The organism is Arthrobacter sp. TJ-238 (assembly GCF_058269215.1).
In genome coordinates this window covers 316,994-342,743 of sequence record NZ_JBZCNH010000002.1, presented here as the reverse complement: position 1 = coordinate 342,743, position 25,750 = coordinate 316,994, and the positions used below count along the sequence as shown (strand labels likewise).

Here is a 25,750-nt window from a genome sequence, read left to right as displayed (position 1 = left end):
TCGACGTCGGGATCGACGGTGGAAGTCACGGGGGCGGGCCTTTCGACGGTGGTTCGGAGAACGATCGGGGAAGGGTGCTACCTGGACGATCCGCGCATCACGCCCGAGATCACCCAGCGCTGTGCGAACAGGTACACCACCAACAACGGTGCCATCGCCATGAGGTACTACGCGAATGCCACCGGGTAGTCGGTATTGGATTGCCCCTGCAAGGTGAACTGTGCCAGCGGCGGTGTCCGGGCCGACGGTCCCGGGGGGAAGCATCAGCGCTAACCTGAAAATAAGTCCCCTCGTGTGAACGGAAACCCATGGACGCGGTCACCTCCCTCGCCCCCTCCAGCCCCGCCAGGGCGCTCGCGCGCGAAGTCCTCATCCGCGGCCCCATCTCGCGCGGCGACCTCGCGGCACGCCTCGGCCTGTCCGTCGCGAGCCTCACGCGCCTCAGCAAGCCCCTGCTCGACTCCGGCATGCTCCGCGAAGCGGACGGAGCCTCCGTCGCCTCGATCGGGCGGCCCATCCGCCCCCTGGAGATCAGCCCCGACTCCCACCGGTTCGTCGGCGTCAAGCTCACCGGGGACACCGCCGCCTCGGTCGCCACCAACCTGAAGTCCGACGTCGTCGGTGCGAGCGAACGGGCGCTGCCCGGCCACGACGTGCAGGACGTCCTCGGGGCCATCCTCGACGCCGTCGCGGACCTCGGCCCTCTCGACGGCCTCAGCGGCATCGGCATCAGCATCGGCGGCAAGGTGGGTCCCGACGGGATGGTGCTGCGCGCCCCGTTCCTCGGGTGGCGCGACGTCCCCCTCGCCGAACTCCTGCAGCAGCGGACCGGGCTGCCCGTCGCCGTGGAGAACGACGTCGTGGCGCTCACGGTCGCCGAGCAGTGGTTCGGCGCCGGGCGTGGGGAGCGGAACTTCGCCGTCCTGACGGTGGGTGCGGGTGTGGGCTACGGCCTCGTCATCAACGACGTGGTCATCGCCCCGCCCGACGCCGGCCTGGGCCTCGTGGGCCACTATCCCCTCGACCCGTCCGGGCCCCGGTGCATGGAGGGGCACCGCGGGTGCTCCTCGGCGGTGCTCACCATCCCCGCCATCCGCTCCCGGTTCGCCGCGACCACCGGGGAGCAGCTGTCGTACGCGGAGATCCTCGACCTCGCGGCAGCGGGCCATCCGGTGGCGGGCGCCGTCGTCGAGTCGGCCGGCCTGTCGCTGGGCCTGCTGGTCTCGGCGGTCGCGAACCTGACGATGGTGGACCTCGTGGTCCTCTCGGGTGAGGGCATGGACCTCGCGGACGTCGCGGAGACCGCGCTCCGGGACGCCATCGCCTACCACCGTGATCCCGAGGCCTCACCCCTCCGCCTGAGCCGCCGGCCCTCGGACTTCGCCCAGTGGGCGCGCGGTGCCGCCGCCGTGGTCATCCAGCGCATCATCCTCGGCACGCTGCACTAGGACGGGGCCCTCGGCGGGTCACGGAATGATTACGGCCCGGATGCTCTTGAACCGGACATGACAACTCTCGCAATCATCGGAGCAGGACGCGGCCTCGGAGCCGCAGTGGCACGGCGTTTCGGAGCCGAGGGATTCTCCGTCGCGCTCATCTCCCGCAACCAGGGCAAGCTCGACGCCCTCGCGGAGGATCTCGGCAAGGAAGGGATCCACGCTCGCGGCTTCACGGCCGACGTCCGAAACCCCGATTCCATCACCGCCGCACTCGAGGCGGCGACCGAGACCCTCGGCCCCATCGAGGTGCTGCAGTACAGCCCCCTCCCCCAGAAGGACTTCATGCGGCCCGTCCTCGAGACGACACCCGCCGACCTTCGCGGTCCCATCGAGTTCTCCATCTACGGACCCGTCGCCGCCGTCCACCAGGTGCTGCCCGGCATGCGGTTCCTCGGCGAGAACCGCGGCACCATCCTCTTCGTCAACGGCGGATCCGCAGTGAAGCCCGGACGGTCCGTCACGGGGACGTCGGTGGCGTTCGCCGGCCAGGCCGCCTACGCGCAGCTCCTCCACGAGGTGCTCGGCGAAGAGGGCATCCAGGTGTCGCAGCTCATCATCGGCGGACGGATCATCGAGGGCGACCCGGAGAAGGACCCGAACGTCCTCGCCGACCTCCTCTGGGGCCTGCACACCAGGCGGGACACATTCCGCCATCAAGTCAGCGCCGACTGACACCCCTCGCGCTCGCGTCCGGCCTCGCGCTACTTCCCGACGCCGTCCGCGAGTCCCTTGACGAAGTACTTCTGGGTGAGGAAGAAGAGCAGGATGACCGGGACGGCCGCGATGGTCATGCCCGCGAAGACCACGGGGTACTCGGTCCCGTGCTTGCTCATCAGGTTGGTCAGCCCGATGGGCAGCGTCTGCAGGTCTCCCCCGCTGGTGAAGACCATCGCGAACAGGTACTCGTTCCAGGTGAAGAGGATGTTCAGGATCACGCTGGAGACGAGGATCGGCTTGCACATGGGCAGGACGATGCTCCAGAACGCCCTCGCCTTGCCGGCCCCGTCCACGGCCGCCGCCTCGTCGATCTCCAGCGGCAGGTCGACCATGTACGCGCGGATCAGGAACGTGGTGAACGGGATCCGGAAGGCCACGTACAGGATCAGCAGCGCCCAGAACGTGTTGTAGAGGCCGAGCGCCTGGAACATCCGGACGAGCGGGATCAGCGCTACGGCGGGGGCCAGCATCAGGCCGCCGAGGATCAGCGCGAGGACCGTCCGGCTGAAGGGGATCTGCATCCGCGTGAGGCCGTACGCGGCCCAGGCGCTGATGAAGACGGTGGCGACCGTCGACGTCACGGTCACGAGGATGCTGGTCATCAGATAGCTGCTCACACCGCGGTTCCACGCCTTGGCGTAGTTCTCCCAGGTGAACTGGAGCGGCAGCGCGAAGGGGTTCCCGAAGAGCTCGCTGTTGGTCTTGAAGCCGTTCAGGACCATCCAGAGCAGCGGGTAGACCACGACGACGGCCAGGGCGAGCAGGAAGGACGCGACGAAGGTCCGCAGGATCACGCCGAGGACAGTCGATCGGCTCACCATTCCACTCTCCTCTTCCGTGTGATGGCCAGTTGCAGCAGTGCGATGCCGAGCGTCAGCACGAAGATCACCGTGGCGATGGCCGCCGCGTAGCCGAAGTCGTTCCGGCCGAACCCCATGCGGTAGAGCCACGTCACCAGGACCTGGCTCGAGTTGTTGGGACCGCCGCTGGTCATGACCATGACCTCGTTGAACACCTGGAACGCCCCCGAGAGCGTGACGATGATCATCAGTCCGGTCATCTCGCGGGTGAGGGGGACGGTGACCTGGAAGAACCGCCGGATCGGGCCGACGCCGTCGAGCGACGCCGCGTCGAAGAGGTCCTGCGGGATCCGCTGGATGGCGATCGCGAACAGCAGCGTGGAGTAGCCGAAGCCCTGCCACTGGCTCATCGCGATCACGGCCCAGATCGCCGTGCCCTCCTGCCCCAGCCAGGCCTGCGTCAGGGTGTCCAGCCCCACGCCCCTCAGGAGCGCGTTGAGGATGCCCAGTTCCGGTTCGTAGACGAAGTAGAACAGCAGCCCTGCGACCGTCAGGGAGATCGCGGACGGGACGAAGTAGATGGCCCGGAGCGCCCGCCGCCACCGCTCGGACCGCAGGCCCTCCACCAGCGCGGCCAGGAGCAGCGCACCGAAGACCTGGCAGGCCAGGGAGACGGCGGCATAGGCCGAGTTGTTGAACAGTGCGCGCCAGAACACCGGGTCGCCGACGAGCTTCTCGTAGTTCGCCAGCCCGACGAAGGTGGAGCCCCCTGCGTAGATGTCCCACTTCATGACGCTGTACTGCAGGTTCTGCAGCAGCGGGAGGTACACGAACACACCCAGCAGCAGGAGCACCGGTGCGACCCATGCCCAGCCGCGGGGCCTGCGGCGGCGCCGCACCGCTGCCTCCACGGCGTGGAGAGGCAGTGGTGCGGCCGCCGTCCTATTCGGCGCTGTCCGAAGCGGCGCGGACATTGCTCAGGACCTCTTCGGGGGTTTCGGATCCGGACACGAGGGCCTCGCCGCCGGCGAGCCATGCGTCGGCGACATCGGGCACGGTGACGGCGTCGAGCCAGCCGAGGAGGTAGCCGGCCTCGTTCAGCTGGGTGACACCCTCGACGACGGCGGGGCTCGCCGTCGCGTCCGACACGGCGCCGACGATCGTGCTCGGCTGGCTGTAGGGAGCACCGGCGAGCGTCTCGGCGTTGGCCTTGCTGGTGACGAACCGGAGGAAGTCGACGGCGAGGGCCTGGCGCGGGGACTTGGCGTTGACCATCATGCCCTCGGGTGAGCCCTCGAGCGCAGTGGGATCGCCCTCGGCTCCCTCGGGTGCCGGGAGCGCGAAGATCCCGAAGTCCTCGGCCGTGATCGCGGAGGACTCGGTGACCACCGAGTCGAACTCGAGGATCTCCTGGAAGTACATGGCGGCCTGACCGGACGACTGCGCCTGCTGCGCCGTCGAGTACAGCACGCCGTTGGAGTCGGTCCCGGTACCGGTGCAGTCCTGCACCACCGTCTGGAACTCCTCGAGCGACTTCACGTACCCCGGGTGGTCCCAGGTGGCCGTGGCGGGGTCGAAGTCCTTCTCGAGGACGTCCTGCGGGACGTTGTAGGCGAAGAGCTGCTGGAGGAAGTGCAGCCCGGGCCAGCCGTCCTTGTTCCCGAACGCCAGCGGCTCCACGCCCTGCGCCTCGAGCTTCGGGCAGGCGGCGATCAGCTCCTCGAACGTCGTGGGGACGGCGACGCCCGCCGCGTCGAAGACTGCCTTGTTGTAGCCCATGAACTTGCCGTTGTTGTAGAGGGGGACGGCGAAGTACTTCCCGTCCTTCGCGAACGCATCCAGCGACGCGGCCCCGAAGGTGCTCCCCCACTCGGAATCCGGCGCCAGCACGGAGGTGAGGTCCGTGGCCAGGCCGCCCTCGATGAACTTGTCCGCGTAGTCGCCGGTCCACGAGAAGTAGATGTCCGGGAGTGCGGACGAGGCGACGAGCGTCTTCGTCTTGTCCTTGATGCTCTGGTCGGTCTCCTGGATGATCTCGAAATCGACCTCCGGGTGCATGGACGTGTATTCGGCTGCCAGGTCCTCGAAGTACGGCGAGAGCGGCTCGCCGCCGAACTTCGTGAGGATCGAGAGGGTGCCCTCGTACTCGGGCTCGGCCGTGAGGTCGGCCGCCTCGACGTCGGTCCCCCCTCCGCAGGCCGTGAGGCCGATCATTACCGCAGCGGATACCGCGCACACTCTCAGTCGGACGTTGTTCATGGCCGAGCCTCCTTCATGGACCGGGACCTCCCCGGAAGCTTCCCTGCGGACGGCGGCTGCCCGATCGGCCCGCCCTTTCCACGTGGTGCGGATCACAGTAGCGCAACTTTGATACCGGTACCAGACTCTTCGGCACAAAGTTTGTCCGCACGCGTTCCGATACCTGGATCTCGCCGGGAATGGTTGACGCCCGCGAATTCACCGTGCAACGATGTGCTGGTGATACCGGTATCAACTGGTCACTCTCGCCTCTTTCGAAGGGATCGCCATGCTGAAGTTCGATGAGGACCAGTTCCTCACACGCGCCCAGAGTTTCCTCGCCCTCCAGCCGCAGATCGAGGACATCGTCGGCGGCCTCGGCGGCGTCGAAGCGGTCTTCCTCGTCGGGTCGGGAGGAACCTACGCCGCCATGTGGCCCTACGAACACCTGATGCGCCGCAGCACCACCGTCCCCGTCCGCTCGGCCATCGCCGCGGAACTGGTCCTCTCCGGCGATGCCCTGCTGAACGAGCGCGCGGTAGCCGTCTTCACCTCGGCGTCGGGCACCACCGAGGACGTCGTCCGATGCATCGAGTACTGCCGGGACCGCGGTGTCCGCACCGTCGGCTTCACGGGGATCGCGGACAGCCCGATCGCGCGGGCGGTGGATCACGCGCTCATCACCGAGCCGGACGCCTGGCCCTTCGATCTCGGCCTGCTGCTCTTCACCACGCGCTTCCTCTCGGAGCGCGGCGAGTTCGCCGGCTACGACAAGCTGGTTGACCAGCTGCCGGCCGTACCGAAGGCCCTCGTCGCCGTGGCCCGCCAGGCCGAACCGATGGCGGAGGCCTTCGCGGAACGCCACAGGGACACCGACTTCCACTTCGTGGTGGGCAGCGGGAACCTCTGGGGCCACGCGTACCTGTACTCGATGTGCATCCTCGAGGAGATGCAGTGGCTGCACACCACGAGGGTGCACGGAGCGGAGTTCTTCCACGGCTCGCTCGAGCTGATCGAGGAGGACACGAGCGTCCTGCTCTTCGTCGGCGAGGACGAGACGCGCCCCCTCATGGAGCGCGTCGTCGCGTTCTCCGAGAAGTACTCGAAGGCCACCACCGTCCTCGACACGGCGGACTACCCGCTGGAAGGGATCGACGACGAGTTCCGGGGCCTGCTCGGCCCGCTGGTCATGGACACGATCACGAGCCGGATCAGCAAGCACCTCGAGAAGCAGCGCGACCACTCGCTCGACCTGCGCCGGTACTACCGGGTCGTGGAGTACTGAGCCGGCCTCCGGCATGATCCCACCATCGGCCGGGTGCACGGCACCCGGCCGATGGTCCCTCCTTCGAGCAGCAAGGCACCCATGCGCGTTCTCGGCCTCGGCGACAACATCGTCGACCGCTTCATCGACCGCCGCACCTCCTATCCGGGCGGCAACAGCGTCAACTTTTCCGTCTTCGCGCGCCGCCTCGGGGCCGAGTCGGCGTACCTCGGCGTGTTCGGCGCCGACCGGTTCGGCGACCTCCTCAAGGAGTCCCTGCTGGCCGAGTCCGTTGACATCTCGCACGCCGTCACCCGCGACGGACCGAGCGGCTGGACCAACATCCGGCTCGAGGAGGGCGAACGGAGGTTCCTGGACTGGAACGGCGGAGGGATCACCCTGAGCGCGCCCTTGCGGCCGTCCCCGGAGGACCTCGACTACATCGGCCGGTTCGACGTCGTGCACTCGAGTGTCTATTCCGGCATCGAGGAGCACCTCCCGGCCGTTCGGGCCGCCGTCCCCCGCGTGAGTTTCGACTTCTCCGCCGACGACGACCGGCGCTCGGATGCCTATCTCGCCGCCGTGTGCCCCTCCGTGGATCTGGGCCAGTTCTCCTGCGCCGACCTCAGCGACCGCGAGTCGCGCGAACTCCTCCTGACGGCGGTCCGCCACGGCGCCGGCTCCGCGCTCGCGACGCGGGGCACCGACGGCGCCCTCTTCCTCGACGGGGGTGTGTTCCACGAGGGCGGCGCGGAGTTCGTCCCACCGTCGTCGATCGTCGACACGATGGGCTGCGGGGACGCGTACCTGACCGCCTTCCTCCTCGACCTGGTGGGGGCCGGCTGGTCCCGGGACCGGCGAGTGAATGCCGTGGACGTGGCGGCCGCGATGCGGACGGCCGCCCTGTACTCCGCGCGGCAGTGCACCGTGGAGGGGGCGTTCGGACGCGGCTGGCCGTTCTCGGAGGCGGACCCGGACGGCGCGCGGGCCGCGCTGGCCGACTCCGGCGTCCCGCTCCCTCGCTACCATTAGCCCATGGCGTCCGAGCATCCTTCCAGCAGCGCGCCCACCATCTCCGACGTCGCGGCGGAGGCCGGCGTCGGGCGGGCGACGGCGGCGCGCACGCTGGGCGGCTACGGGTCGGTCAGCGCCGTGGCCCGCGAGCGTGTCCTCGCCGCGGCCGAGCGCCTCGGGTACCGGTCCAACATCCTGGCACGGAGCATGACCACCGGCGTCACGAACTCGCTCGGGATCGTCGTCGCGGACATCGGCAACACCTTCTTCTCGGGCCTGATCCGCGGCGCCTCCGACGCGGCGAACGCGCGGAACCTCGACGTGATCGTCATCAGCACCTACGAGGACCTGGCGGCCGAGCGACACGCCGTGGGGGTCCTCCTCGACAAGCAGGTGGACGGCATCGTGGTGTCCTCCGCGGCGGTCGGCGCCCCAGAGGCAGAGCACCTCACCGAGGCGACCCGGCGCGGCACGCCGGTGGTGCTGATCGACCGGCTGATCCCCGGGCTGCATCTCGACGCCGTGGTCGTCGACAACCGGGCCGAGGCGCGGCGCGTGACCCGCGCACTCATCGAGGCCGGCCATCGGCGCATCGGGTTCCTGTGGGGCCCCACCACCGACGCCGGCATCGAGACCCTGGACGAACTCCTGACCGTCAACACGCGGAGCCTGTGGAGCGATGCCGAGCGGCTGCGCGGATACCTGGATGCGCTGCAGGATGCCGGGATCCCCTACGCGCCGGCCCTGGTCACCACCGGGATGAAGACGGAGGAGTCCGCGGCGAAGGCCGCCCATGCGATGCTCCAGTCGGAAGACCCTCCCACCGCTCTCTTCGCGTCGGAGGCGGAGGCGCTCATCGGCGCCCTTCACGCGGTCCAGGGCCTGGGTCTCTCCTACCCGGGGGACGTCTCCCTCGTGGGCTTCGACGACACGAGCTGGGCGACGGTCATGCAGCCGCCGCTGACCATGGTCGCCCAGCCCGTGGACGAGATGGGACGGCTCGCCGTCGACCAGGTGGTGTCGCGCATCGGCGCGTCCGAGTACGAGCCGCGCCTGCACATGCTCCCGGCAGAGCTCAGGACCCGCTCGTCCATCGGGCCGCCCCCGCGGATGCCCTGATCTCAGGACGCACCGGCGGAAAAGGGTCAGGCGAAGCGGCCCGGGCGGAAAGTCTCCAGCATCGGGTGCCTGCGGCCCGTCATGATCTCGCCCGCCAGCAGTTCGCCCGCGATCAGCCCGAGCGTCGCGCCGGAGTGCGTGAAGGCCACGAAGCAGCCGGGGACGGCGTCGAGCTCGCCGAGCACGGGCTCCCCGTCGCCGGGGACAGGCTTGCGCCCGATCTTCCACGACGCCGCCGTGAGCTGCGGCCGACCCTCGAGCAGGGCGGCCGCTTCGTCGGCCAGTTCGCCCACGACCTCCACGGGGATCGAGTACGTGCCGTCCGCGTCCTGCGTGATGCTCTGCTCGTACCAGTCGTGGTCGAGCGCGAGGGTATTGCCCGGGTTCGGCCGGACGGCCGCCCGCGGCGTGTTGAGGACCGCGCGGACAGGGTGCTCCACGGGAGCGGTCGTCACGAGCATGGACACCGGCGAGGCGTCGGGGATCTCCACCCCCAGCTCGGCCACGACGGCGGGGGTCTGCGGTCCGCAGGCGATGACGACGCCGTCCGCGGCGAAGGACCCGGCGGGAGTGACGGCACCGGCGGCGCGCCCCTGGTCGACCAGGACGCGGGCCGCGCCGGCGTTCGTCACGAGCTCGCCGCCACGGGCCGTGAACTCCCCCATCAGGAAGTCGATCAGGTGCGGCAGGCTCACCCAGCCCTCGCCGGGATTGAAGATCGCAACGGCCCCGACGGCCTCCGGACTGATACCCGGGGAGTGGTCAGCCACCGCGGCGGGCGCCACGAGGACCGAGTCATAGGCATGCGCCTTCTCGTACTCATGGCGTGCCACCGTGTCCTGGTCCGCGCCGTTACCCGCCCAGTGGAGTCCACCGTCGAAGCGGAGCCAGTCGCGGGTCGGATCGGCGGCGAACAGCGTCCGGTACCGGTCGATCCCCGCGATGCGCAGCTGGTGGTACGGCGTGGCCCGCTCGCCGGCACTGTTGAGCCAGGACAGCGACCTGCCCGAGGCTCCGCTCGCGAGGTCGGACTCCGTGATCAGGACGACGGACGCACCCTCCCGCAGGAGGTGCACCGCCGTCGAGACTCCGAGGATGCCGCCGCCGAGGACTGCGACGCGGCGTGCTGCGGGGGCCGTACTCATGGTCTGGTTCCTTCTCTCCGTGATCTTGCCGGGCTCGTGTGAGACCGGTCTCACTCCTCTCGTCGAATCTATCCCGGGCCCTCGTCCGGGACAATGGCGACAACACATCAACCAGCAACCGGAGGACTCATGAAGATTGCACTGCTCGGCGTCGGACGCATGGGATACGAACTCGGCGTGCACCTCCTCGCCGCTGGCCACGAAGTGACCGCCTGGAACCGGACGGCGGCCGCCGTCGGCCGGCTGCGCGACGCGGGGGCCACGCAGGCCGATTCGCCCGAGGACGCCGTCCGCGACGCCGACGTGGTGCTGACGGTCCTCTTCGGACCGGACACCGTGCGCGCCGTGGTGCTCTCCGGGCTGGAGATCCCCGCCGAAGCGGTATGGCTGGATGTCACCACGGTCTCCCCCGAGGACGCCCGCGAGTTCGCCGACTACGCCGCCGCGGCCGGCGTCCGCTACGTGCACGGGCCCGTGGTCGGGAGCCTCGCCCCCGCCCGGGCGGGCCAGCTGGGCGTGCTGCTCGGCGGTGCGCCGGAGGACGTCGACGTCGTCGAGCTGCTGGCCGCGCTGTGGGCCGACGCCGAACGGCTCCGCCGGGTCGCCACGCCGTCGGACGCGGCGACCGGCAAGCTGCTCGCCAACCTCGCGCTCGGCGTCACCCTGCAGGGACTCGTGGAGGCGCTGCGCCTCGGCCGAGCCAACGGCCTCGACGCCGCGGGCGTCCTGGACCTCCTCAAGGGCACAGGCCTCGGCGTCATCGCCGGCATGAAGGGGCCCGTCATCACCGACGGGACGTTCGGGGACACCCAGTTCTCGGCAGACCTCCTCGCCAAGGATGCGCGCCTCATGCTGCGCTCCACCCCCGATCCGCTGCCCGCCGTGACCGCCGTGCTGCAGTCCCTCACCGACGCCCAGCGTACGGGCTCGGGCGACGACGACATCGCTGTGATCACGAAGCCCGAACTGGGCTGAGCGGAAGTCCGAGCCGGGCCGGGCACGGCTGTCTGGACACCGGGCAGTCTGGGTACGTACGAAGTATGGCTACCCTCGACACCCCCGGTCCCGATGCACACCACCAGCGCCCCGACGGGGTCTCCGACATCACGGTCGAAGCCCTCGGAAAACTCTCCGAGGCCCTCGAGGTCCTGGAACACGCCCGCGGCTACCTCTACGGCTTCCACCGCCTCACCGGCACGGCCGACCTGAACCTCTCCGATGCCGAGGAGCTGTTCCGCAAGGCCGGCCACACCGGGATCGCAGACAAGCTGGCGAACGAGATCATCGGCCGCAACGTGATCGAGGGGCGGTGGACGTTCCAGATCGTGGAGGACTACGACGACCACTACTACGCCGAGTTCAAGGCCTTCGAGAAGGAGGCCCGCGATGCGCTCGTCGACGGCAAGCGCCACCTCTTCGAAGCGGAGATGAAGGAGGACCGCCGGTCCAAGGGCAAGGAGCACCACGAGGCCCTGCCACCCGAGGCCTGAGACCCGCTCCCGCGGCATGCCAGCAGCAGATGTGTACAAGCGTACGTAAGATGCGTACGCTTGTACACGAACGATGACGGCGGACGCGAGGAGCGGTGGATGCACACGGAGTATCTCCAGGACGACGGGCGGAGCATGCGGCAGCGCATGCTCGACGGCGACGACTACGTCGCCGACGACCCCGACCTCGCGGCGGCGAGTCGGCGCGCCATCCGGCTGGCGGCGCAGTACGCCTCCGTCTGGCCGGGCGACCCCGAGGCCGGCCGGTCGATCCTCACCGAGCTCCTCGGCTCCCTCGGAGAAGGTACGGAGGTCCGTGCGCCACTGGCCGTCGACTACGGAAGCCATCTCTCCATCGGCGCCCGCACCTTCATCAACTTCAATCTGACCGCCCTGGACGTCGCACCCATCACCATCGGCGACGACGTGCAGATCGGCCCCAACGTGCAGCTCCTGACCCCCACCCACCCCGTGTCGCCGGGACCCCGGAGGGCGAAGATCGAGGCAGCCCGGCCGATCACCATCGCGGACAACGTCTGGATCGGTGGAGGCGCAATCATCCTGGCCGGAGTCACCGTGGGCGAGAACTCCGTCGTGGGTGCCGGCGCCGTGGTGACACGGGACGTCCCGGCCGGCGTCGTGGTCGTCGGGAATCCCGCACGCGTCACCCGCGAGGTCGGACCATGACCGTCGAACGACGCCACGATCCTGAGGCCCGGTCGCGTCGTCACGATCCCGGCCGGCGCGACCGGCTGATCGACGTCGCCATCCGGGTACTCGCAGAGCATGGCGTCGCCGGCACCACACATCGCCGTGTCGCTGCTGCCGCGGACGTGCCCCTCGGCTCCATGACGTACCACTTCGACAGCATGGACGACCTCCTGCAGGCCGCCTTCACGCGGCTCGCCGAGCGCACGGCCGACGCGTTCGACCAGGCCCTGACGGAGGCCGAGACCGTCCAGGCGGCGGGCGACGCCGTCGTCGGCCTCATCGCCGGGCCGACGCTCAATGACCCGGAGACGATGCTCGCCGGCCTGGAGCTCTACGCCCTGGCGGCACGGCGGCCGGAGTTCCGCGCGATCACCGACGCGTGGATGGCGCGCAGCCGCGAGGCCCTGCACGCCCATTTCGACCCCGAGACCGCCTTCATGCTCGATGCGCTGATCGAGGGCACCACGTTGCACCGCGCGCTGTCGCTCGATCCCATGCCCGTGCGCACGGTCCGTGCGGCCGTCGAGAGGATCGTCCGACCATGAGTCTCCACGCGCCGACGCTGCCCGTGGAGTACACCGCGCAGCGGCTGGGCCGGGCGCGCTTCGCCGTGAGCGCGCTGTTCCTGACCAACGGGGCGATGTTCGCGAACATCCTCCCGCATTACCCGGCCATCAAGGACGGGCTGGAGCTCAGCAACGCCGCGTTCGGCGTCTCCGTCGCGGCGTTCCCCCTCGGGGCGATCACGGCGGGACTCGCCTCGGGCTTCCTCGTGCGCCGCTTCCGGTCCTCGCGGGTCGCGACGGTGGGCACGTGGCTCATCGGACTGTCGATCCTCCTGGCAGGCATCGCGCCGTCGTGGGCCGTCCTGACGGGCACCCTGTTCCTCGCGGGTGCCATGGACGCCATCACGGACGTGGCGCAGAACTCGCACGGGCTGCGGGTCCAGAAGCTGTACCGGCGCTCCATCCTCAACTCGTTCCATGCGGTGTGGAGCATCGGCGCCGTGCTGGGCGGCCTGATGGGCGCGACGGCGGCGGGTCTCGAAATCCCGCGCGGACTGCACCTGTCGGTGTCCTTCGTCCTCTTCAGCGCGCTCACCCTCGTGTGCTACCGGTTCCTCCTGCCCGGCCCCGAGCCGACCGAGCCGCAGCAGCCCGACGGCGCGTCCACCGCATCGGGCAGCCGTAGCGCCGGCCCGAAGCTGCTTGTCACGATCGGCACCCTCGCCGCGCTCGTGGTGATCGGCATCGCCGGGGCACTCGTCGAGGACGCCGGCAGCACATGGGCAGCCGTCTACCTGTCCGGCTCCCTCGGAGCGACGCCCACCATCGCGGGTCTCGGCTTCGTAGCCCTCGTCGCCTTCCAGTTCGTGGGCCGCCTCTTCGGCGACCGTCTCGTGGACCGGTTCGGCCAGCGTGCCGTGGCACAGGCGGGCGGGGCACTGGCGGCCATCGGCATGGGGGTGGCCCTGCTGTTCCCTTCGGTCCCGCTGACCATCCTCGGCTTCGGCCTGGCGGGTCTCGGCGTCGCCACACTCGTGCCCGCCGCCATGCACTCCGCGGACGAACTGCCCGGGCTCCGAGCCGGAACCGGGTTGACCGTGATCAGCTGGCTGCTGCGCCTCGGGTTCCTGTTCTCCCCGCCGATCGTCGGTGCCGTCGCCGATGCCTCCTCGCTGCGGGCCGGGCTGATCGTGGTTCCCCTGGCCGGCATCCTGACGCTACTGGCTTCCCCCGTCCTCCCGAAGCGGGTCCCGACTCGGCACCTCTGACGCTCGCGCCGTTCCCGAATATCCGGAGGATCTGCTAGACAGGGAGGATCACTCGTCGGACCCTGCAGTGCGGGTCGCAGTGACAGCACATCTGGGGGACGGGGAACACATGCGATTCGGGGAGATGCTGCGCCATGCGCGTACTGCCAAGGGACTCACGCAGGTCGAGCTGGGTTCAGGGGTGTACTCCACCCATTTCATCTCCCTGCTCGAGCGCGGACTGCGCCAGCCGACACCGGACATGGTGCAGCACTTCGCCTCGCGGCTGGGCATGGACGTGCAGACGCTGAAGTGGTGGGTCGAGCCGCCGGACGCCGAGGACCAGTCGGCCCTGGCCGGTGCGATGTTCGCCGTGAACTACGCGCGCGACCTGCAGGACAACGCCCTGGTGACGTCGGAGGCCGAGCATGCGGCCAACATCGCCTACGAGCAGCGCAATGCTCCCGCCTGGTGGGACATGTCCATGCTCCAGGCGCAGTCATTGATCGCCCTGCGGCGCATGGAGGAGGCGGAGTCCGTCCTGCTGCAGATGGAGAAGTCGTCGCTGACGATCGCCTCGGCCGAGCTGCGCTCCATCGTGCAGGGCCGGCTGTCCATGATCGCGCGCACCACAGGGCGCCTGTCCGAGGCCGTCGATCTCGCGCACCGGTCCATCGCGTCCGCGGCCGAGCTGCCGGAGCTGGCTCCGGCCCGCCTGGAGGCCGCCTTCATCCTCATCGCCGCGCTGGCGGTCAGGGGCGACCTCGACGAGGCCTGGGAGGTGGCGACGGCCCTCGACCTCACCGAGGGCGCCCCCTCCGTGCCGTCCCTCCAGGTCGCCCGCGGCGCCTGGGCCATCGGCAACGTCGCCTTCCGCCGCGGGGAGGTGGAGATAGGACAGGAGCAGCACGCCCTGGCGGCCAAACTGCTGCTGCCGCAGGCCGACCTCGAGACCTGGGCCGAGTTCCACAAGGCCAGCGCGCGCTTCAAGCTGCAGGTCGGCATCGTGGACGACTCCGTCCGCGAGTCCATCCTCAACGCCGAACGCGGTTTCACGCTCGTCGGCACGCAGCTCCAGCGGCTCGAGCTCAGCCTCGTCCAGGCCCGCTACGCCCTCTTCACCTCGGACCTGCTCCGGGGGAAGGCACTGCTGGACGACGTCGACGGGCACCGCGCCGTCCTCGATGTCGAATCGGTCGCCGAGCTGGAGGACTGCCTCGGCCAGTACCACGCCGCGAACAACGCCCCGCGACAGGCGGCCCGCCACCTCGCCGAGGCCGCACGCCTGCACTCGGACGCCGGGGCGGAGGAGAAGGCCCGCGAACTGCAGGAGCAGGCCCGCGCGCTGACGGGGTGAGCCCTCCCGTCCCGGATGACGTCGATATTGCGACGGGACCATGGACACCCTCCAGGGGCAGTCCTACGCTTTAAGCCGCACGATGACCCGGGGGAGGATTCGAGGGCCGTGCGGGTAGGACAGCGGCGGTGCCGCTGCTCGGTGCTGGGCCGGTCTGAGCGTCTCGACAACTCCTCGTATCCAAGGACAGGCACCATGAAAGGTACACGCACGTCCATCGCGGCGGCGGCACTCGCCGTCGCCCTCACCTCCTCCGCCGGCGCGGCGACCGCAGGGCCACCCGCGTCCACCGACGGGCACGATGACTGGGAGGCCACCGCGGGCGACTCCACCGATCGGGCCACCGGCCTGCTGTCGCCGCTCCGTGTCGCCGTCGGGCGCGATGGCACCGCCTACGTCTCCCAGAACTTCGCCGGCCTGCTCACCCGCGTGGGTGCCGACGGCGGGACCTCGACGCTGATCGAGCGCCCGGGTATCGAGATCGGCGGGGTCTCCACCCGGCACGGCAACGTCTACTACACCGAGAGCGCCGGCGGACCCGGCAGCCCCGTTCCATTCGTCGCGAACGTCAGCGTCCTCGAGGACGGCGAGACCCGCGTACTCGCCGACTTCGCCGAACTCGAGACGGAGAACAACTACGACGCCGACAACGAGTACGGGTTCCAGGACCTGCCCGAGGACTGCGCGGCCGAGCTGCCCGCGGACCTCCGCGAGTTTCTGTTGCCGCGCGGCGGTGATGTCTACTCGCACCCCTACGCCACGGTGGTGTCCGATTCAGGCCGGTACGTGTACGTGGCGGACGCCGGGGCCAACCTCGTCTGGACCGTGGACACCTGGCACGACGACGTCGACGCGACCGTCCTGGACCCCGTGCCCACGCTGGTCACGGCGGAGCTCCGGGATTCCCTCGCGGCCCAGGGGATCACGCTGCCCGAGTGCGTGCTCGGCTACACCTTCAACTCGGAGCCCGTCCCCACGGACATCGAGTTCGGGCCCGACGACATGCTGTACCTGACGTCGCTGCCGGGAGTACCGGAGGACCCCACGCTCGGTTCGGTGCGGAGCTTCGACCCGCACTCGGGTGAGATCGACATCGTCGTCTCCGGCCTGACGTCACCCACCGGGCTGGCGTTCGACCGCTACGGCAACCTCTTCGTCGCCGAGCTCTTCGCCAACCGGATCTCGATCGTCCCGTCGGGGAGCGACGAGGCGGAGCTGTTCACGGACGCGGCCCAGCCGGCGGACGTCGAGGTCAGGGGCGGGTACCTCTACTCCACCCGGAACGCCCTGCCGGGCGAGGGCGCACCGAGCGGCACGCTGGTGCGCACGAGCCTGGACTACGGCCAGGAATAGCGGGAACCGACGACGGCGCCGCAGACCCCGGGCGGGATGCGGCGCCGCCGCGCGTCACACGCCGGGGGTAGTGGGATCAGGTAGCGGGCCGGAAGCGCCGGATGCTGTAGGCGATGAAGGCCGCCGCGAGGAGGCCGGAGATGACGAGGCCGGAGCCCACGCTCCAGCCGCCGGGCAGCCACCACCGCTCAGCCAGCGGCCACCAGGACGGCACCGGGGGGTTCACGCCCCACAGCACGCCGAGCAGCACCAGGACGAGGGCGCCGGTGAAGCTGAGGACGATGTTCCGCGTGGTCTTCACGCCCTGCGCGGCGGCGGCGAAGGCCTTCCGCTTGACCGGCTGGAGCCAGCGCCGCGCCCACTCGTACTGCTGCGCGAGGACCGCGAGACCGGCCACCAGGGCCAGCAGGCCGGGCCCCGGAAGGACGAGGGCCGCCAGCCCGATGAGCACCAGCAGCCATCCGACCACCAGCCCGAGGACGCGGCTGGCGCCACGGGGCCGGGTCCGCCCGGCGAACCGGGCACCCCGCGGGCGATCGGGCCGGCCGAGTCGCACCATCAACGATTCCCAAGTAGGCTTAACACTCCTCAATCGTCGAACTGATCGACGGTGATGGCAACGCCCGATGCGCGAGAAGCCGCTCGCTTGCCACGACGAGGACCACAGGCTTCCCGCCCAGAGCGGGTCCACGAGAAGGAGATTCATCATGATCGGTTTCATCATCGCGGGGCTCATCATCGGCGCCCTCGCACGCCTCATCAAGCCCGGCAAGCAGAACCTCGGGGTGATCGCCACGCTGCTGCTCGGCCTCGTCGGGTCCGTCATCGGCGGCTCGATCGCGAGCCTCATCGGGACAGGCGACATCTTCGAACTGAACGTCTTCGGCTTCATCGTGTCCGTCATCGCCGCCGTGCTGCTGATCGGCGTCGCCGAATCGGTCGCCGGCCGCCGCCGCGTCACGCGCTAGGGCATTCAGGCACGACGGAAAGGGGCGGCTCCGGCCGCCCCTTTTCTGCATCCTGGGGCACGCCCCGGCATCCCCGCTCGTTCTCCGAAGTACATGTGCCCAACGTCCAGCTTGCAGGTGTAGCCTTGGCGCCAGATGGGGCACAGATCCGTTCGGAAGGCTCAATCATGAACAAGAACTGGCGCTGGCTTCCTGCCGGCATCGTCCCGGTCGTCATCGTCACTGCTGCCGTGAGCGGCTCCGCCGTCGCCGAAGCCCAGCCGCAACTGCCCGCCAAGACCGCGCAGGAGCTCCTCGAATTCGTCGCGACCAGCACCGACGACGCCTACTCCGGCACCGTGGAGCAGTCCTCCGATCTCGGCCTCCCCGATATCAGCATGGCCACCCCCCCGGGCCGCACCTCCGGCTCCGACCCCACCTCCACCGCCCTTGAACTCCTGACCGGCGAGCACACAGCCCAGGTGTACGTGGACGGCACCGAGAAGGCCCGCGTCCAGGTGCTCGACCAGCTGGCACAGCGCGACGTCGTCGTGAACGGGAACGACGCCTGGTACTACGACTCCGAGTCCAACGAGGCCGTGCATGCCGCCCTCCCCGACAAGGAGACCGTGAAGGCGGACCTCGAGGCCGAGCTGCAGCAGAAGACCGCCGAGTACCCCGAGCTCCAGACCCTCCCCCGCACGCCCGCCGAGGTCGCCGAGGTGTTCCTCGCCCGGATCGACCCCAGCACCGACGTGACGGTCGAAGGGACCAGCCGCGTCGCCGGCCGCAGCGCCTACGAGCTCGTGCTCACCCCGGAGGACGACGCCACGCTGATCGGGTCGGTCTCCGTCAGCGTCGACTCGGAGACCGGCGTCCCGCTGAACGTCACCGTCCTGGCCAGGGGCCAGGAGGAGGCCGCGTTCTCCGCCGGCTTCAGTTCGGTGGACTTCAGCGCCCCCGACGCCGACGTGTTCGCGTTCACTCCCCCGGCCGGCGCCACCGTCACGGAGGCCCCGACCGCGGACGAGCTGAAGGCGGAGATCGAGGGCGGACAGGATCTCAACCAGGCTCCCGCCGAGGCGCAGCAGCCGACGGTCATCGGTCAGGGCTGGAGCACCATCGTGGAGCTCCCTGCCGGGACTGCGGGCAAGCTGGGCATGAGCCCGGCCGGCGGCGATGCCGCAGGGATGGGCGAGATCATGGAGATCAAGCCGGGCATGGACCCCGAAGAGGTCGCCGGCGCCCAGGCGCTGCTGGAACAGGCACTCACCGAGGTCGACGGCGGTCAGGCCCTCCAGACGTCGCTCGTCTCGGTGCTGATCACCGATGACGGCCGGATCCTCGCAGGCGCCGTCGGCGTCGACCAGCTCGTCGCCGCCTCCCAGAAGTGATCGCCGGAGTACCCGCGGAGTCCGCACGAGCAGTGCGGGCCCGCGGGTGAGCGCCGGTGACCTCGCGATCGAGACGCGCGGCCTGACGAAGATCTTCAACCGTCAGCGCGCCGTCGACGGCGTCGACCTCGCCGTCCCCCGCGGCACGGTGTTCGGTTTCCTCGGCCCCAACGGGTCGGGGAAGACCACCACCATCCGCATGCTCCTCGGCCTCGCCGCGGCGACCAGCGGGGAGATCAGGCTGCTCGGTGGGGCCATGCCGAAGGACGCCCGCGCCGTCCTCCCGTGGGTGGGGGCACTCGTCGAAGGGCCGGCCATCTACCCGTTCCTCTCGGGGCGCGCGAATCTCCAGCGGTTCGACGCCGCCGACCGCCACACCTCCCCCGCCACCCGCAATGCGCGCGTGGACGCCGCCCTCGAGCGCGTCGGCCTCGGTCATGCGGCGAAGAAGCGCGCCCACGCCTACTCGCTGGGCATGAAGCAGCGCCTCGGGATCGCCAATGCGCTGCTGGCGCCCCGCGATCTGCTGATCCTCGACGAGCCCACCAACGGGCTCGATCCGCAGGGCACCCGCGAGGTCCGCAACCTCATCAGGTCCCTGTCCGACGACGGCACCACCATCTTCGTCTCCAGCCACCTGCTCGCCGAGGTGGAGCAGATGTGCACCAGGATCGCGGTGATGAGCGCAGGCCGGCTCGTGGCGCAGGGAACGCTCGACGAACTGCGGTCCGTGGGCACCGCCCGGGTCCGCATCGCCACGCCCGACCACGCCGACGCCCAACGCGTCCTCACCGGGCTCGGCCTGGTGCCCGAGATCCACGGGCGCGACGACGTCATCACCGCCGAGCTCTCGGTGCCCGGGCTGCAGCCGGAGACGGTGAACGCCGCCCTGGTCCGCGCCGACGTGCGCGTGCGGGGCTTCGAGGCGAGCGGTGCGTCCCTCGAGGACCGGTTCGTCGCACTCACGGGAGAGGGCTTCGATGTTGCAGGCTGAGCGGTCCCTCGGGCTGGAACTGGTGGTCTCCGAGATCACCGTGCTGTTCCGCCGGCTCCGCACATGGGCGATGATCGGGGCACTCGCGCTGATACCGATCCTCATCGCCGTCGTCGTGCGCGTGTCCTCCGACGGTGCGGAGAGCGGCCGCGGCCCGGCGTTCCTCAACAGCATCACGCAGAACGGCCTGTTCGTCTCGCTGACGGCGCTGACCGTCGCCATCCCGCTGTTCCTGCCGCTGACCATCGGCGTCGTGGCGGGTGACACGATCGCCGGCGAGGCCAACCTCGGGACGCTGCGCTACCTGCTGGTGGCGCCGGCCGGGCGGGTGCGGCTGCTGCTCGTGAAGTACGCGGGGGCGGCACTCTTCTGCTTCGTGGCCACCCTGACCGTCGTGGTCACGGGAGCGATCATCGGCGCGCTGCTCTTCCCGGTGGGACCGGTGACGCTGCTGTCCGGGGACACCGTCGGCATCCCCGGCTATTTCGGGCGGCTGCTGCTGCTCGCCCTGTACGTGACGGTGTCGCTCATGGGCCTCAGCGCCATCGGCCTGTTCATCTCGACGCTGACGACCATCCCGGTCGGGGCGATGGCCGCGACGGCCGCGCTGGCCGCCGTGTCACAGATCCTCGGGGCGCTCCCCCAGCTCGAGTGGCTGCGCCCCTGGCTGTTCACCAACTACTGGCTGGGGTTCGGGGACCTGCTGCGGCAGCCGATCGTATGGAAGTCGTTCGCGGACAACGTGCTGCTGCAGCTCGGGTACATCGCCGTGTTCGGGACGCTGGCCTACGGGCGGTTCAGCACGAAGGACATCCTGAGCTAGGCAGGCATCACCGGATCGTGGTGCCGGCCGGCTGCCCGATCAGTGCCAGGTCCTGCCGCGTGGGCAGACCCTCCCAGTCCGTGGCATCCGCGACGGCGAACGCACCGAGGGCGACGCCGCGCTCGAGGCGCTGCCCGAGCGGCAGGCCGTCCAGCGTCGCCGACAGGTACCCGGCCGAGAAGGCGTCACCGGCGCCGACCGTGTCGATGACCGGCACGGTCAGTGCGTCCCGGTGCTCGGTGGAGGTGGCGTCCCCCTGCCCGAAGGACCACGCCGTCGCCCCCTTCCCTCCGCGCTTGACGACCACCTCGCGGACGCCGAGGTCGCCCAGGTGCCGAACGGCGTCGTCCTCGCCGAGGTCCGCCGGACACACCAGGCGGAGTTCGTCCTCGGAGGCGACGACGACGTCCGCCTGCGCGGCCAGGCCGGACAGGACCGCTGCCGCGTGCTCCTCGGACCACAGCGTGGACCGGTAGTTCACGTCGAAGGACACGAGGATGCCGGCGGCCCTGGCCCGGGCGGCAGCGGCCAGGGTCGCCTCGGCCGCGCCGGGTGACAGGGCAGGGGTGATCCCGGTGAGGTGCAGGATCCTCGCGCCCGCATCCAGCGCTTTGGCCAGGTCCTCGGTGCGCAGCGCGGACCCAGCCGATGCCGCACGGTAATAGGCGACGCGGGAGAACCCCATGCCATGGGTCTCGAGCAGCATCATCCCGGTGGGGCGGGCCCCGTCGACGGTGACGGCGTCCGTCAGCACAGCCTCCGCCCGCAGGGTCCGCACCGCGAAGGCACCGATCTCGTCGTCGCCGAGGCGGCCCGCCCAGCGCACGGTATGGCCGAGGCGGGAGAGCCCGATCGCCACATTCGTCTCTGCGCCTCCGAGCGACATCGACATCGCCCCGCCCATCCGCAGCGGTCCCGAGGTGCGGATCGAGCCCATGGTCTCCCCGAAGGTCAGGACCTCCACGGGCTGCAGCACCGTCACTGCGGCGCGTCCCGGACGACGGCCAGGAAGTCCCGCGCGCGGGTCCGCAGGGCGTCCACGTCCCCTCCTGCGGCGGCGTCCCCGATCAGCGGCGACCCGACGCCGACCGCGAAGGCGCCCCTGCGGAGGTACTCCGCCGCGGCGTCGAGGTCCACACCGCCGACCGGGACGAAGGGGACGTCCGGGAACGGGTCCCGCAGCGCGGCCAGGTAGCCCGGCCCGCCCAGCGATGCGGGGAACAGCTTGATCGCCGATGCGCCGCCGGTCATCGCGGCGTAGGCCTCGGACGGCGTGAGCGCACCGGCCAGGACGGGCAGCCCGACGGCGACCGCGGCCTCGAGCGACGGACCGAACGCCGGTGTCACGACGAACTCGGCTCCGGCGTCGGCCACCCGCGTGACATCGTCGGCGGTGAGGACGGTGCCGGCCCCGATGCCGGCGTGAGCGCCCGCCTCGCGCCGGATGCGCGCGATGACGGCGGTGGCGTTGGCAGAGTTCAGCGACACCTCGAGATACGCCACGCCTTCGTCGATGAGCGTCATGGCTGTGCGGAAGCACGCGTCCTCGTCGGTGCCGCGGATGATCGCCAGCAGTCGGGCCGAGCCGAGTCCTGCCATCAGGGTCTGCGGTTTCATGGGTCCTCTCCCTACCATTCGGCGTATGCGCCGTCGTCGTGCCGCCAGACCGGTGAGCGCCAGGCGTGACCGCTCTTGTCCGCGCGGCGGACGGCGGCCTCGTCGATCTCGATGCCCAGGCCGGGCGCCGTGAGCCGTTCCACGGAGCCGTCGACGAACTTCAGCGGTGTCTTGTCGAGCACGTAGTCGAGCACCTCGGCGCCCTGGTTGTAGTGGATGCCGATGCTCTGCTCCTGGATGAGGAAGTTGGGGGTGGCGAACCCCACCTGCAGGCAGGCCGCGAGCGCCAGCGGTCCGAGCGGGCAGTGCGGGGCCAGCTGGACGTCATAGATCTCGGCGAGGGAGGCGATCTTCCGTACCTCCGTGATGCCGCCGGCATGCGAGAGGTCCGGCTGCGCCACGGCGATGCCCGCCTGGAGGACCGGGAGGAACTCCTGCCGGTTGTAGAGCCTCTCCCCCGTGGCCACGGGGATGGTGGTCGACGCCGTCAGGCCGCCGATCAGGTGCGAGTTCTCCGGCACCGTGGGCTCCTCGAGGAACAGGGGATGGAACTGTTCCAGGAGCGGGGCCACACGGCGGGTGTTGGCGAGGGTGAAGCGGCCGTGGAAGTCGACGGCGACGTCGCGGTGCGGACCGAGGACCTCGCGGGCGGCGGCGACGCGCTGCACGACGTCGTCGATCTCGGCGACGCTGGCGATGGGGCTCATGCGTCCGCTGGCGTTCATCTTGACCGCGGTGAGTCCCACGGCCAGCTGGGCGGCGACGGCGTCGGCGATCGCGGCGGGCTCGTCGCCACCGATCCACCCGTACATCCGGATGCAGTCCCGGACGTGGCCGCCGAGCAGCTGATGCACGGGGACGCCCAGGGATTTGCCGTGGATGTCCCAGAGCGCCTGGTCGAGCCCGGCGACCGCGCTGGCCAGGATCGCCCCGCCGCGGTAGAAGGATCCCTTGGTCATGACCTGCCACAGGTCCTCGATGCGGAGCGGGTCCGCGCCGATGAGCAGTTCGGACAGCTGCTCGACGGCGGTCCGGACGGTCTCCGAGCGTCCCTCCACGACGGGCTCACCCCAGCCGACGATCCCGCTGTCCGTCTCCACGCGGACGAACAGCCACCGGGGCGGGACGAGGAAGGTCTCAATCCTGCTGATGCGCACGAACCCTGCTTCCGTCGATGAACGCCGCGGCGGAGGAGACGAGCTCCAGCGGCGGGGAGCCGAGGTCGAGGGTGATCCCGGCTTCCGCGGCGCCGAGGTGCTCGAGCGCCGCGTACTGCGAGTCGAGCAGTGACGGCGGCATGTACTCGTGTTCCCGCAGGGAGATCCGGGCGGCCACGAGGTCCCTGGATCCGTAGGGGTGGACGAAGACGACGTCGGGAGCGGCGTCCCTCAGCAGGTCGCGGTACGCCCGCTTGAGGGCCGAGCATGCCACCACGACGCCCGCGCCGCTGTCGGCCAGTCGCTGCGCGACGGCGGCGAGCCAGGGCAGGCGGTCGTCGTCGGACAGGGGCGTGCCGGCCGCCATGAGGGTCCGGTTGCGCTCGGGGTGCAGGTCGTCGCCGTCGACGAACGGGACGCCGAGCCTACCGGCGAGGAGCGAGCCGAGGGTGCTCTTGCCGCAGCCCTGCACGCCCATCACCACCACCACGGGCGTGGAGTCGAGGTCCATGCCCTAGCCCTTCGTCGCGCCGGCGGTCAGCCCGGAGACGATGTACTTCTGGGTGAACAGGGCGATGACCATGATGGGGATGGTCACCACCACGGAGGCTGCCATGAGTCCTCCCCAGTCGATGCTGGCGTAGGCCACGAAGTTGAAGATCGCCACGGGAAGGGTCTTCGTGTCGGCTCCGGACAGGACCAGGGCGAACATGAAGTTGTTCCAGGAGAAGATGAACGCCAGGATGCTCGCCGTCGCGATCCCGCCGACGGACAGCGGCAGCGTGACCTTGAGGAAGGCGCCGATATGGGTCAGACCGTCCACCCGGGCGGCCTCCTCCAGCTCCAGGGGCATCGAATCGTAGTAGGACATGAGGATGTACACGATCAGCGGGAGCGCCACGAACATGTGCGAGAGGATCAGCACGCTGTAGCCGCCGACCATCGACAGGTTCGAGAACACGTAGTACCAGGGCACCAGCAGGCTGACGCCGGGGATGATGCGGGCCATCAGGACCACGAGTGCGGAGCGCCGCATGGCGAACCGGCTCATCGAGTACGCCGCGGGGATACCGATGATCAGGGACAGGGCGGTGGAGGCGAACGCCACCCAGAAGCTGTTGAACACGAAGGAGAGGTAGTTGTTCCGCCCGAGCACGGTCTCGTAGTTGGCCGTGGTCGGCGTGAACACGAGCGTCTTGGACGCGTCGTAGATGTCCACGTTCGTCTTGAGCGAGGCGAGGAACATCCAGACCAGCGGCGCGATGAACGCGGCCACGACGACGATGAGGGCCACCGCGCGGAACACCTTGTAGGCACGCGTGCCGAACGGCTTCCTGCGCCGGGCAGGGGCACCGGACAGGGCTGCCCGGTCGGATCCCGGCCTGATCAGTTTCGGTTCGGCGAGGCTCATTTCTGCACTTCCTTCCGGCGGCGGGTCAGGAGGAACATCACGGCGACGATGATGAGGAAGAAGATGATCAGCACCGTCGAGGACACGCCGTAGTCGTTGTAGTCGAAGCTGAGCCCGTAGGCGTAGACGTTGAGCGTCTCCACCTCGTGGAAGGATCCTCCGCCGCGACCCTTGGTGGCGTACAGGAGGTCGAAGGTCTTCAGGGCGTCGATGCTGCGCAGCAGGATCGCCACGATGATCGTGGGCATGAGCAGCGGGACGGTGACGAAGCGGAAGCGCTGCCAGGCGCTGGCGCCGTCGATCCTCGCCGCTTCGTCCGGCTCGTCCGACAGCGACGTCAGGCCCGCGAGCAGGATGATGACCACCATGGGGGTCCACTGCCAGATGTCGATGAAGATGACGGTCGGCAGGGCCGAGTACTGGCCGGACAACCAGGGCTGGGGTCCGATCCCGAGGAAGCCGAGCAGCTGGTTCGCGAAGCCGATGTTCGGATCGAAGATGAGCCGCCACATCATGCCCACGGCCACCGGGGTGGCGACGAGGGGAAGCAGGATCGCGACGCGCACCCACTTCTCGCCCTTGAACGGCCGCCAGAGCAGCAGGGCGATCGCCATCCCCAGGACCAGCTGGACGGTCAGGGCGACCGCCGTGAAGACGAAGGTCCGGGCGACCGCGGGCCAGAAGCGTTCGGTGTCCGTGAGGACGTCGGCATAGTTCTCGAAGCCGATGAACTCGGACTCGGCCCGGACGGATCCGGAGGCGTCGGTCAGGCTGAGGTAGAGCGTCCAGCCCAGCGGGAACGCGATGAGGACCGCGACGAAGATCATGGCCGGGGCGGCGAACAGCCATTTGCGGTGCTCGTTGGCCCAGTCGGAGTAGGACTTCCACGCGGTCTGCTTCTGCGGGAGTCTCTTGGGGGGAAGTGCGGCGACTGCCATGATCCACGT

27 protein-coding genes and 1 pseudogene are annotated in these 25,750 nt (G+C 69.9%); 16 read left to right on the top strand and 12 right to left on the bottom strand.

Annotation, left to right across the window (positions count from 1 at the left end; genetic code table 11):
* Window positions 1-77: 77 nt before the first annotated feature.
* Window positions 78-248: pseudogene (locus AC4D2O_RS04920) on the bottom strand (carbohydrate ABC transporter permease); the annotation flags it as partial.
* A 60-nt stretch (window positions 249-308) separates the two neighbouring features.
* On the opposite strand from AC4D2O_RS04920, the gene AC4D2O_RS04915 reads away from it, so the two are divergent.
* Window positions 309-1,448: an ROK family protein gene (locus AC4D2O_RS04915; RefSeq protein ID WP_490905498.1), complete on the top strand. Its 1,140-nt coding sequence runs from the start codon at window positions 309-311 to the stop codon at window positions 1,446-1,448.
* A gap of 57 nt (window positions 1,449-1,505) precedes the next feature.
* Complete coding sequence (locus AC4D2O_RS04910; RefSeq protein WP_490905497.1) at window positions 1,506-2,171, top strand: SDR family NAD(P)-dependent oxidoreductase; 666 nt, start codon at window positions 1,506-1,508, stop codon at window positions 2,169-2,171.
* A 29-nt stretch (window positions 2,172-2,200) separates the two neighbouring features.
* On the opposite strand, the gene AC4D2O_RS04905 is transcribed toward AC4D2O_RS04910, so the two are convergent.
* Genes AC4D2O_RS04905 through AC4D2O_RS04895 form a run of 3 tightly spaced genes read right to left on the bottom strand, consistent with a single transcriptional unit; the run spans window position 2,201 to window position 5,230 of the window.
* Window positions 2,201-3,037: a carbohydrate ABC transporter permease gene (locus AC4D2O_RS04905; RefSeq protein ID WP_490905495.1), complete on the bottom strand. Its 837-nt coding sequence runs from the start codon at window positions 3,035-3,037 to the stop codon at window positions 2,201-2,203.
* Window positions 3,031-3,990 carry a carbohydrate ABC transporter permease gene (locus AC4D2O_RS04900; RefSeq protein ID WP_490905494.1) on the bottom strand — a complete coding sequence of 320 codons (960 nt, stop codon included), beginning with the start codon at window positions 3,988-3,990 and terminating at the stop codon, window positions 3,031-3,033. The genes AC4D2O_RS04905 and AC4D2O_RS04900 overlap by 7 nt, the downstream gene beginning before the upstream one ends.
* Window positions 3,959-5,230, bottom strand: coding sequence for an ABC transporter substrate-binding protein (locus AC4D2O_RS04895; protein WP_490905493.1), 1,272 nt, complete (start codon window positions 5,228-5,230; stop codon window positions 3,959-3,961). The genes AC4D2O_RS04900 and AC4D2O_RS04895 overlap by 32 nt, the downstream gene beginning before the upstream one ends.
* Window positions 5,231-5,543: 313 nt before the next feature.
* Here AC4D2O_RS04895 and AC4D2O_RS04890 point away from each other — a divergent pair, with 313 nt between their 5' ends.
* The 3 genes from AC4D2O_RS04890 (at window position 5,544) to AC4D2O_RS04880 (ending at window position 8,651) form a co-directional block, all read left to right on the top strand.
* On the top strand, window positions 5,544-6,539 hold the full coding sequence (locus AC4D2O_RS04890; RefSeq protein ID WP_490905492.1) for an SIS domain-containing protein: 996 nt from the start codon (window positions 5,544-5,546) through the stop codon (window positions 6,537-6,539).
* An 81-nt stretch (window positions 6,540-6,620) separates the two neighbouring features.
* Window positions 6,621-7,550 carry a PfkB family carbohydrate kinase gene (locus AC4D2O_RS04885; protein WP_490905489.1) on the top strand — a complete coding sequence of 310 codons (930 nt, stop codon included), beginning with the start codon at window positions 6,621-6,623 and terminating at the stop codon, window positions 7,548-7,550.
* 3 nt (window positions 7,551-7,553) lie between these two features.
* A complete protein-coding gene (locus tag AC4D2O_RS04880) occupies window positions 7,554-8,651 on the top strand; it encodes a LacI family DNA-binding transcriptional regulator (RefSeq protein ID WP_490905488.1) in 1,098 nt (365 codons plus the stop codon).
* A 26-nt stretch (window positions 8,652-8,677) separates the two neighbouring features.
* Here the strand turns inward: AC4D2O_RS04880 and AC4D2O_RS04875 are convergent, their stop codons facing one another.
* Window positions 8,678-9,796, bottom strand: a complete 1,119-nt coding sequence (locus AC4D2O_RS04875) for an NAD(P)/FAD-dependent oxidoreductase (RefSeq protein ID WP_490905487.1) — start codon at window positions 9,794-9,796, stop codon at window positions 8,678-8,680.
* A gap of 129 nt (window positions 9,797-9,925) precedes the next feature.
* Between AC4D2O_RS04875 and AC4D2O_RS04870 the strand changes: the two genes are divergently transcribed.
* The 7 genes from AC4D2O_RS04870 (at window position 9,926) to AC4D2O_RS04840 (ending at window position 16,460) form a co-directional block, all read left to right on the top strand.
* Window positions 9,926-10,771 carry an NAD(P)-dependent oxidoreductase gene (locus AC4D2O_RS04870; RefSeq protein ID WP_490905486.1) on the top strand — a complete coding sequence of 282 codons (846 nt, stop codon included), beginning with the start codon at window positions 9,926-9,928 and terminating at the stop codon, window positions 10,769-10,771.
* A gap of 65 nt (window positions 10,772-10,836) precedes the next feature.
* Entirely contained in the window at window positions 10,837-11,286 is a 450-nt protein-coding gene (locus AC4D2O_RS04865) for a hypothetical protein (protein ID WP_490905485.1), read from the top strand.
* Window positions 11,287-11,385: 99 nt separating this feature from the next.
* The gene (locus tag AC4D2O_RS04860; RefSeq protein ID WP_490905848.1) at window positions 11,386-11,973 is read left to right on the top strand and encodes a sugar O-acetyltransferase; all 588 of its coding nucleotides are present in this window, start codon (window positions 11,386-11,388) and stop codon (window positions 11,971-11,973) included.
* Window positions 11,970-12,542, top strand: coding sequence for a TetR/AcrR family transcriptional regulator (locus tag AC4D2O_RS04855; protein ID WP_490905484.1), 573 nt, complete (start codon window positions 11,970-11,972; stop codon window positions 12,540-12,542). The genes AC4D2O_RS04860 and AC4D2O_RS04855 overlap by 4 nt, the downstream gene beginning before the upstream one ends.
* Window positions 12,539-13,771: an MFS transporter gene (locus AC4D2O_RS04850; protein ID WP_490905483.1), complete on the top strand. Its 1,233-nt coding sequence runs from the start codon at window positions 12,539-12,541 to the stop codon at window positions 13,769-13,771. The genes AC4D2O_RS04855 and AC4D2O_RS04850 overlap by 4 nt, the downstream gene beginning before the upstream one ends.
* Before the next feature lie 109 nt (window positions 13,772-13,880).
* The gene (locus AC4D2O_RS04845) at window positions 13,881-15,107 is read left to right on the top strand and encodes a helix-turn-helix domain-containing protein (protein ID WP_490905482.1); all 1,227 of its coding nucleotides are present in this window, start codon (window positions 13,881-13,883) and stop codon (window positions 15,105-15,107) included.
* 195 nt (window positions 15,108-15,302) lie between these two features.
* Window positions 15,303-16,460 (top strand): ScyD/ScyE family protein, encoded by a 1,158-nt coding sequence (locus AC4D2O_RS04840; RefSeq protein WP_490905481.1) that lies wholly within the window; start codon window positions 15,303-15,305, stop codon window positions 16,458-16,460.
* Between the two features lie 76 nt (window positions 16,461-16,536).
* Here AC4D2O_RS04840 and AC4D2O_RS04835 read toward each other — a convergent pair whose 3' ends face one another.
* Window positions 16,537-17,019, bottom strand: a complete 483-nt coding sequence (locus tag AC4D2O_RS04835; RefSeq protein WP_490905480.1) for a PGPGW domain-containing protein — start codon at window positions 17,017-17,019, stop codon at window positions 16,537-16,539.
* 148 nt (window positions 17,020-17,167) lie between these two features.
* Here AC4D2O_RS04835 and AC4D2O_RS04830 point away from each other — a divergent pair, with 148 nt between their 5' ends.
* From AC4D2O_RS04830 to AC4D2O_RS04815, 4 genes are all read left to right on the top strand, one after another.
* The gene (locus tag AC4D2O_RS04830; RefSeq protein ID WP_490905479.1) at window positions 17,168-17,428 is read left to right on the top strand and encodes a GlsB/YeaQ/YmgE family stress response membrane protein; all 261 of its coding nucleotides are present in this window, start codon (window positions 17,168-17,170) and stop codon (window positions 17,426-17,428) included.
* A 167-nt stretch (window positions 17,429-17,595) separates the two neighbouring features.
* Complete coding sequence (locus AC4D2O_RS04825; RefSeq protein WP_490905478.1) at window positions 17,596-18,801, top strand: LolA family protein; 1,206 nt, start codon at window positions 17,596-17,598, stop codon at window positions 18,799-18,801.
* A gap of 46 nt (window positions 18,802-18,847) precedes the next feature.
* Window positions 18,848-19,795, top strand: a complete 948-nt coding sequence (locus tag AC4D2O_RS04820) for an ABC transporter ATP-binding protein (protein ID WP_490905477.1) — start codon at window positions 18,848-18,850, stop codon at window positions 19,793-19,795.
* A complete protein-coding gene (locus AC4D2O_RS04815; RefSeq protein WP_490905476.1) occupies window positions 19,782-20,618 on the top strand; it encodes an ABC transporter permease in 837 nt (278 codons plus the stop codon). The genes AC4D2O_RS04820 and AC4D2O_RS04815 overlap by 14 nt, the downstream gene beginning before the upstream one ends.
* Before the next feature lie 7 nt (window positions 20,619-20,625).
* On the opposite strand, the gene AC4D2O_RS04810 is transcribed toward AC4D2O_RS04815, so the two are convergent.
* The 6 genes from AC4D2O_RS04810 to AC4D2O_RS04785 are packed head-to-tail and all read right to left on the bottom strand — an operon-like array spanning window position 20,626 to window position 25,741.
* Entirely contained in the window at window positions 20,626-21,600 is a 975-nt protein-coding gene (locus AC4D2O_RS04810; RefSeq protein ID WP_490905475.1) for a sugar kinase, read from the bottom strand.
* Window positions 21,597-22,235: a bifunctional 4-hydroxy-2-oxoglutarate aldolase/2-dehydro-3-deoxy-phosphogluconate aldolase gene (locus tag AC4D2O_RS04805; protein ID WP_490905474.1), complete on the bottom strand. Its 639-nt coding sequence runs from the start codon at window positions 22,233-22,235 to the stop codon at window positions 21,597-21,599. Before AC4D2O_RS04805 ends, AC4D2O_RS04810 begins: the two co-directional genes overlap by 4 nt.
* 11 nt (window positions 22,236-22,246) lie before the next feature.
* Window positions 22,247-23,392 carry a galactonate dehydratase gene (gene dgoD, locus AC4D2O_RS04800; protein ID WP_490905473.1) on the bottom strand — a complete coding sequence of 382 codons (1,146 nt, stop codon included), beginning with the start codon at window positions 23,390-23,392 and terminating at the stop codon, window positions 22,247-22,249.
* Complete coding sequence (locus tag AC4D2O_RS04795) at window positions 23,373-23,903, bottom strand: gluconokinase (protein ID WP_490905472.1); 531 nt, start codon at window positions 23,901-23,903, stop codon at window positions 23,373-23,375. The genes dgoD and AC4D2O_RS04795 overlap by 20 nt, the downstream gene beginning before the upstream one ends.
* A 3-nt stretch (window positions 23,904-23,906) precedes the next feature.
* On the bottom strand, window positions 23,907-24,803 hold the full coding sequence (locus tag AC4D2O_RS04790; RefSeq protein ID WP_490905471.1) for a carbohydrate ABC transporter permease: 897 nt from the start codon (window positions 24,801-24,803) through the stop codon (window positions 23,907-23,909).
* The gene (locus tag AC4D2O_RS04785) at window positions 24,800-25,741 is read right to left on the bottom strand and encodes a carbohydrate ABC transporter permease (protein WP_490905469.1); all 942 of its coding nucleotides are present in this window, start codon (window positions 25,739-25,741) and stop codon (window positions 24,800-24,802) included. The genes AC4D2O_RS04790 and AC4D2O_RS04785 overlap by 4 nt, the downstream gene beginning before the upstream one ends.
* Window positions 25,742-25,750 lie beyond the last annotated feature (9 nt).

Excerpts from the sequence above, each read along its gene's own strand:
- AC4D2O_RS04915 (WP_490905498.1), top strand. The coding sequence starts at position 309 with ATGGACGCGGTCACCTCCCTCGCCCCCTCCAGCCCCGCCAGGGCGCTC.
- AC4D2O_RS04910 (WP_490905497.1), top strand. The coding sequence starts at position 1,506 with ATGACAACTCTCGCAATCATCGGAGCAGGACGCGGCCTCGGAGCCGCA.
- AC4D2O_RS04905 (WP_490905495.1), bottom strand. The coding sequence starts at position 3,037 with ATGGTGAGCCGATCGACTGTCCTCGGCGTGATCCTGCGGACCTTCGTC.
- AC4D2O_RS04900 (WP_490905494.1), bottom strand. The coding sequence starts at position 3,990 with ATGTCCGCGCCGCTTCGGACAGCGCCGAATAGGACGGCGGCCGCACCA.
- AC4D2O_RS04895 (WP_490905493.1), bottom strand. The coding sequence starts at position 5,230 with ATGATCGGCCTCACGGCCTGCGGAGGGGGGACCGACGTCGAGGCGGCC.
- AC4D2O_RS04890 (WP_490905492.1), top strand. The coding sequence starts at position 5,544 with ATGCTGAAGTTCGATGAGGACCAGTTCCTCACACGCGCCCAGAGTTTC.
- AC4D2O_RS04885 (WP_490905489.1), top strand. The coding sequence starts at position 6,621 with ATGCGCGTTCTCGGCCTCGGCGACAACATCGTCGACCGCTTCATCGAC.
- AC4D2O_RS04880 (WP_490905488.1), top strand. The coding sequence starts at position 7,554 with ATGGCGTCCGAGCATCCTTCCAGCAGCGCGCCCACCATCTCCGACGTC.
- AC4D2O_RS04875 (WP_490905487.1), bottom strand. The coding sequence starts at position 9,796 with ATGAGTACGGCCCCCGCAGCACGCCGCGTCGCAGTCCTCGGCGGCGGC.
- AC4D2O_RS04870 (WP_490905486.1), top strand. The coding sequence starts at position 9,926 with ATGAAGATTGCACTGCTCGGCGTCGGACGCATGGGATACGAACTCGGC.
- AC4D2O_RS04865 (WP_490905485.1), top strand. The coding sequence starts at position 10,837 with ATGGCTACCCTCGACACCCCCGGTCCCGATGCACACCACCAGCGCCCC.
- AC4D2O_RS04860 (WP_490905848.1), top strand. The coding sequence starts at position 11,386 with ATGCACACGGAGTATCTCCAGGACGACGGGCGGAGCATGCGGCAGCGC.
- AC4D2O_RS04855 (WP_490905484.1), top strand. The coding sequence starts at position 11,970 with ATGACCGTCGAACGACGCCACGATCCTGAGGCCCGGTCGCGTCGTCAC.
- AC4D2O_RS04850 (WP_490905483.1), top strand. The coding sequence starts at position 12,539 with ATGAGTCTCCACGCGCCGACGCTGCCCGTGGAGTACACCGCGCAGCGG.
- AC4D2O_RS04845 (WP_490905482.1), top strand. The coding sequence starts at position 13,881 with ATGCGATTCGGGGAGATGCTGCGCCATGCGCGTACTGCCAAGGGACTC.
- AC4D2O_RS04840 (WP_490905481.1), top strand. The coding sequence starts at position 15,303 with ATGAAAGGTACACGCACGTCCATCGCGGCGGCGGCACTCGCCGTCGCC.
- AC4D2O_RS04835 (WP_490905480.1), bottom strand. The coding sequence starts at position 17,019 with ATGGTGCGACTCGGCCGGCCCGATCGCCCGCGGGGTGCCCGGTTCGCC.
- AC4D2O_RS04830 (WP_490905479.1), top strand. The coding sequence starts at position 17,168 with ATGATCGGTTTCATCATCGCGGGGCTCATCATCGGCGCCCTCGCACGC.
- AC4D2O_RS04825 (WP_490905478.1), top strand. The coding sequence starts at position 17,596 with ATGAACAAGAACTGGCGCTGGCTTCCTGCCGGCATCGTCCCGGTCGTC.
- AC4D2O_RS04815 (WP_490905476.1), top strand. The coding sequence starts at position 19,782 with ATGTTGCAGGCTGAGCGGTCCCTCGGGCTGGAACTGGTGGTCTCCGAG.
- AC4D2O_RS04805 (WP_490905474.1), bottom strand. The coding sequence starts at position 22,235 with ATGAAACCGCAGACCCTGATGGCAGGACTCGGCTCGGCCCGACTGCTG.
- AC4D2O_RS04795 (WP_490905472.1), bottom strand. The coding sequence starts at position 23,903 with ATGGACCTCGACTCCACGCCCGTGGTGGTGGTGATGGGCGTGCAGGGC.
- AC4D2O_RS04790 (WP_490905471.1), bottom strand. The coding sequence starts at position 24,803 with ATGAGCCTCGCCGAACCGAAACTGATCAGGCCGGGATCCGACCGGGCA.
- AC4D2O_RS04785 (WP_490905469.1), bottom strand. The coding sequence starts at position 25,741 with ATGGCAGTCGCCGCACTTCCCCCCAAGAGACTCCCGCAGAAGCAGACC.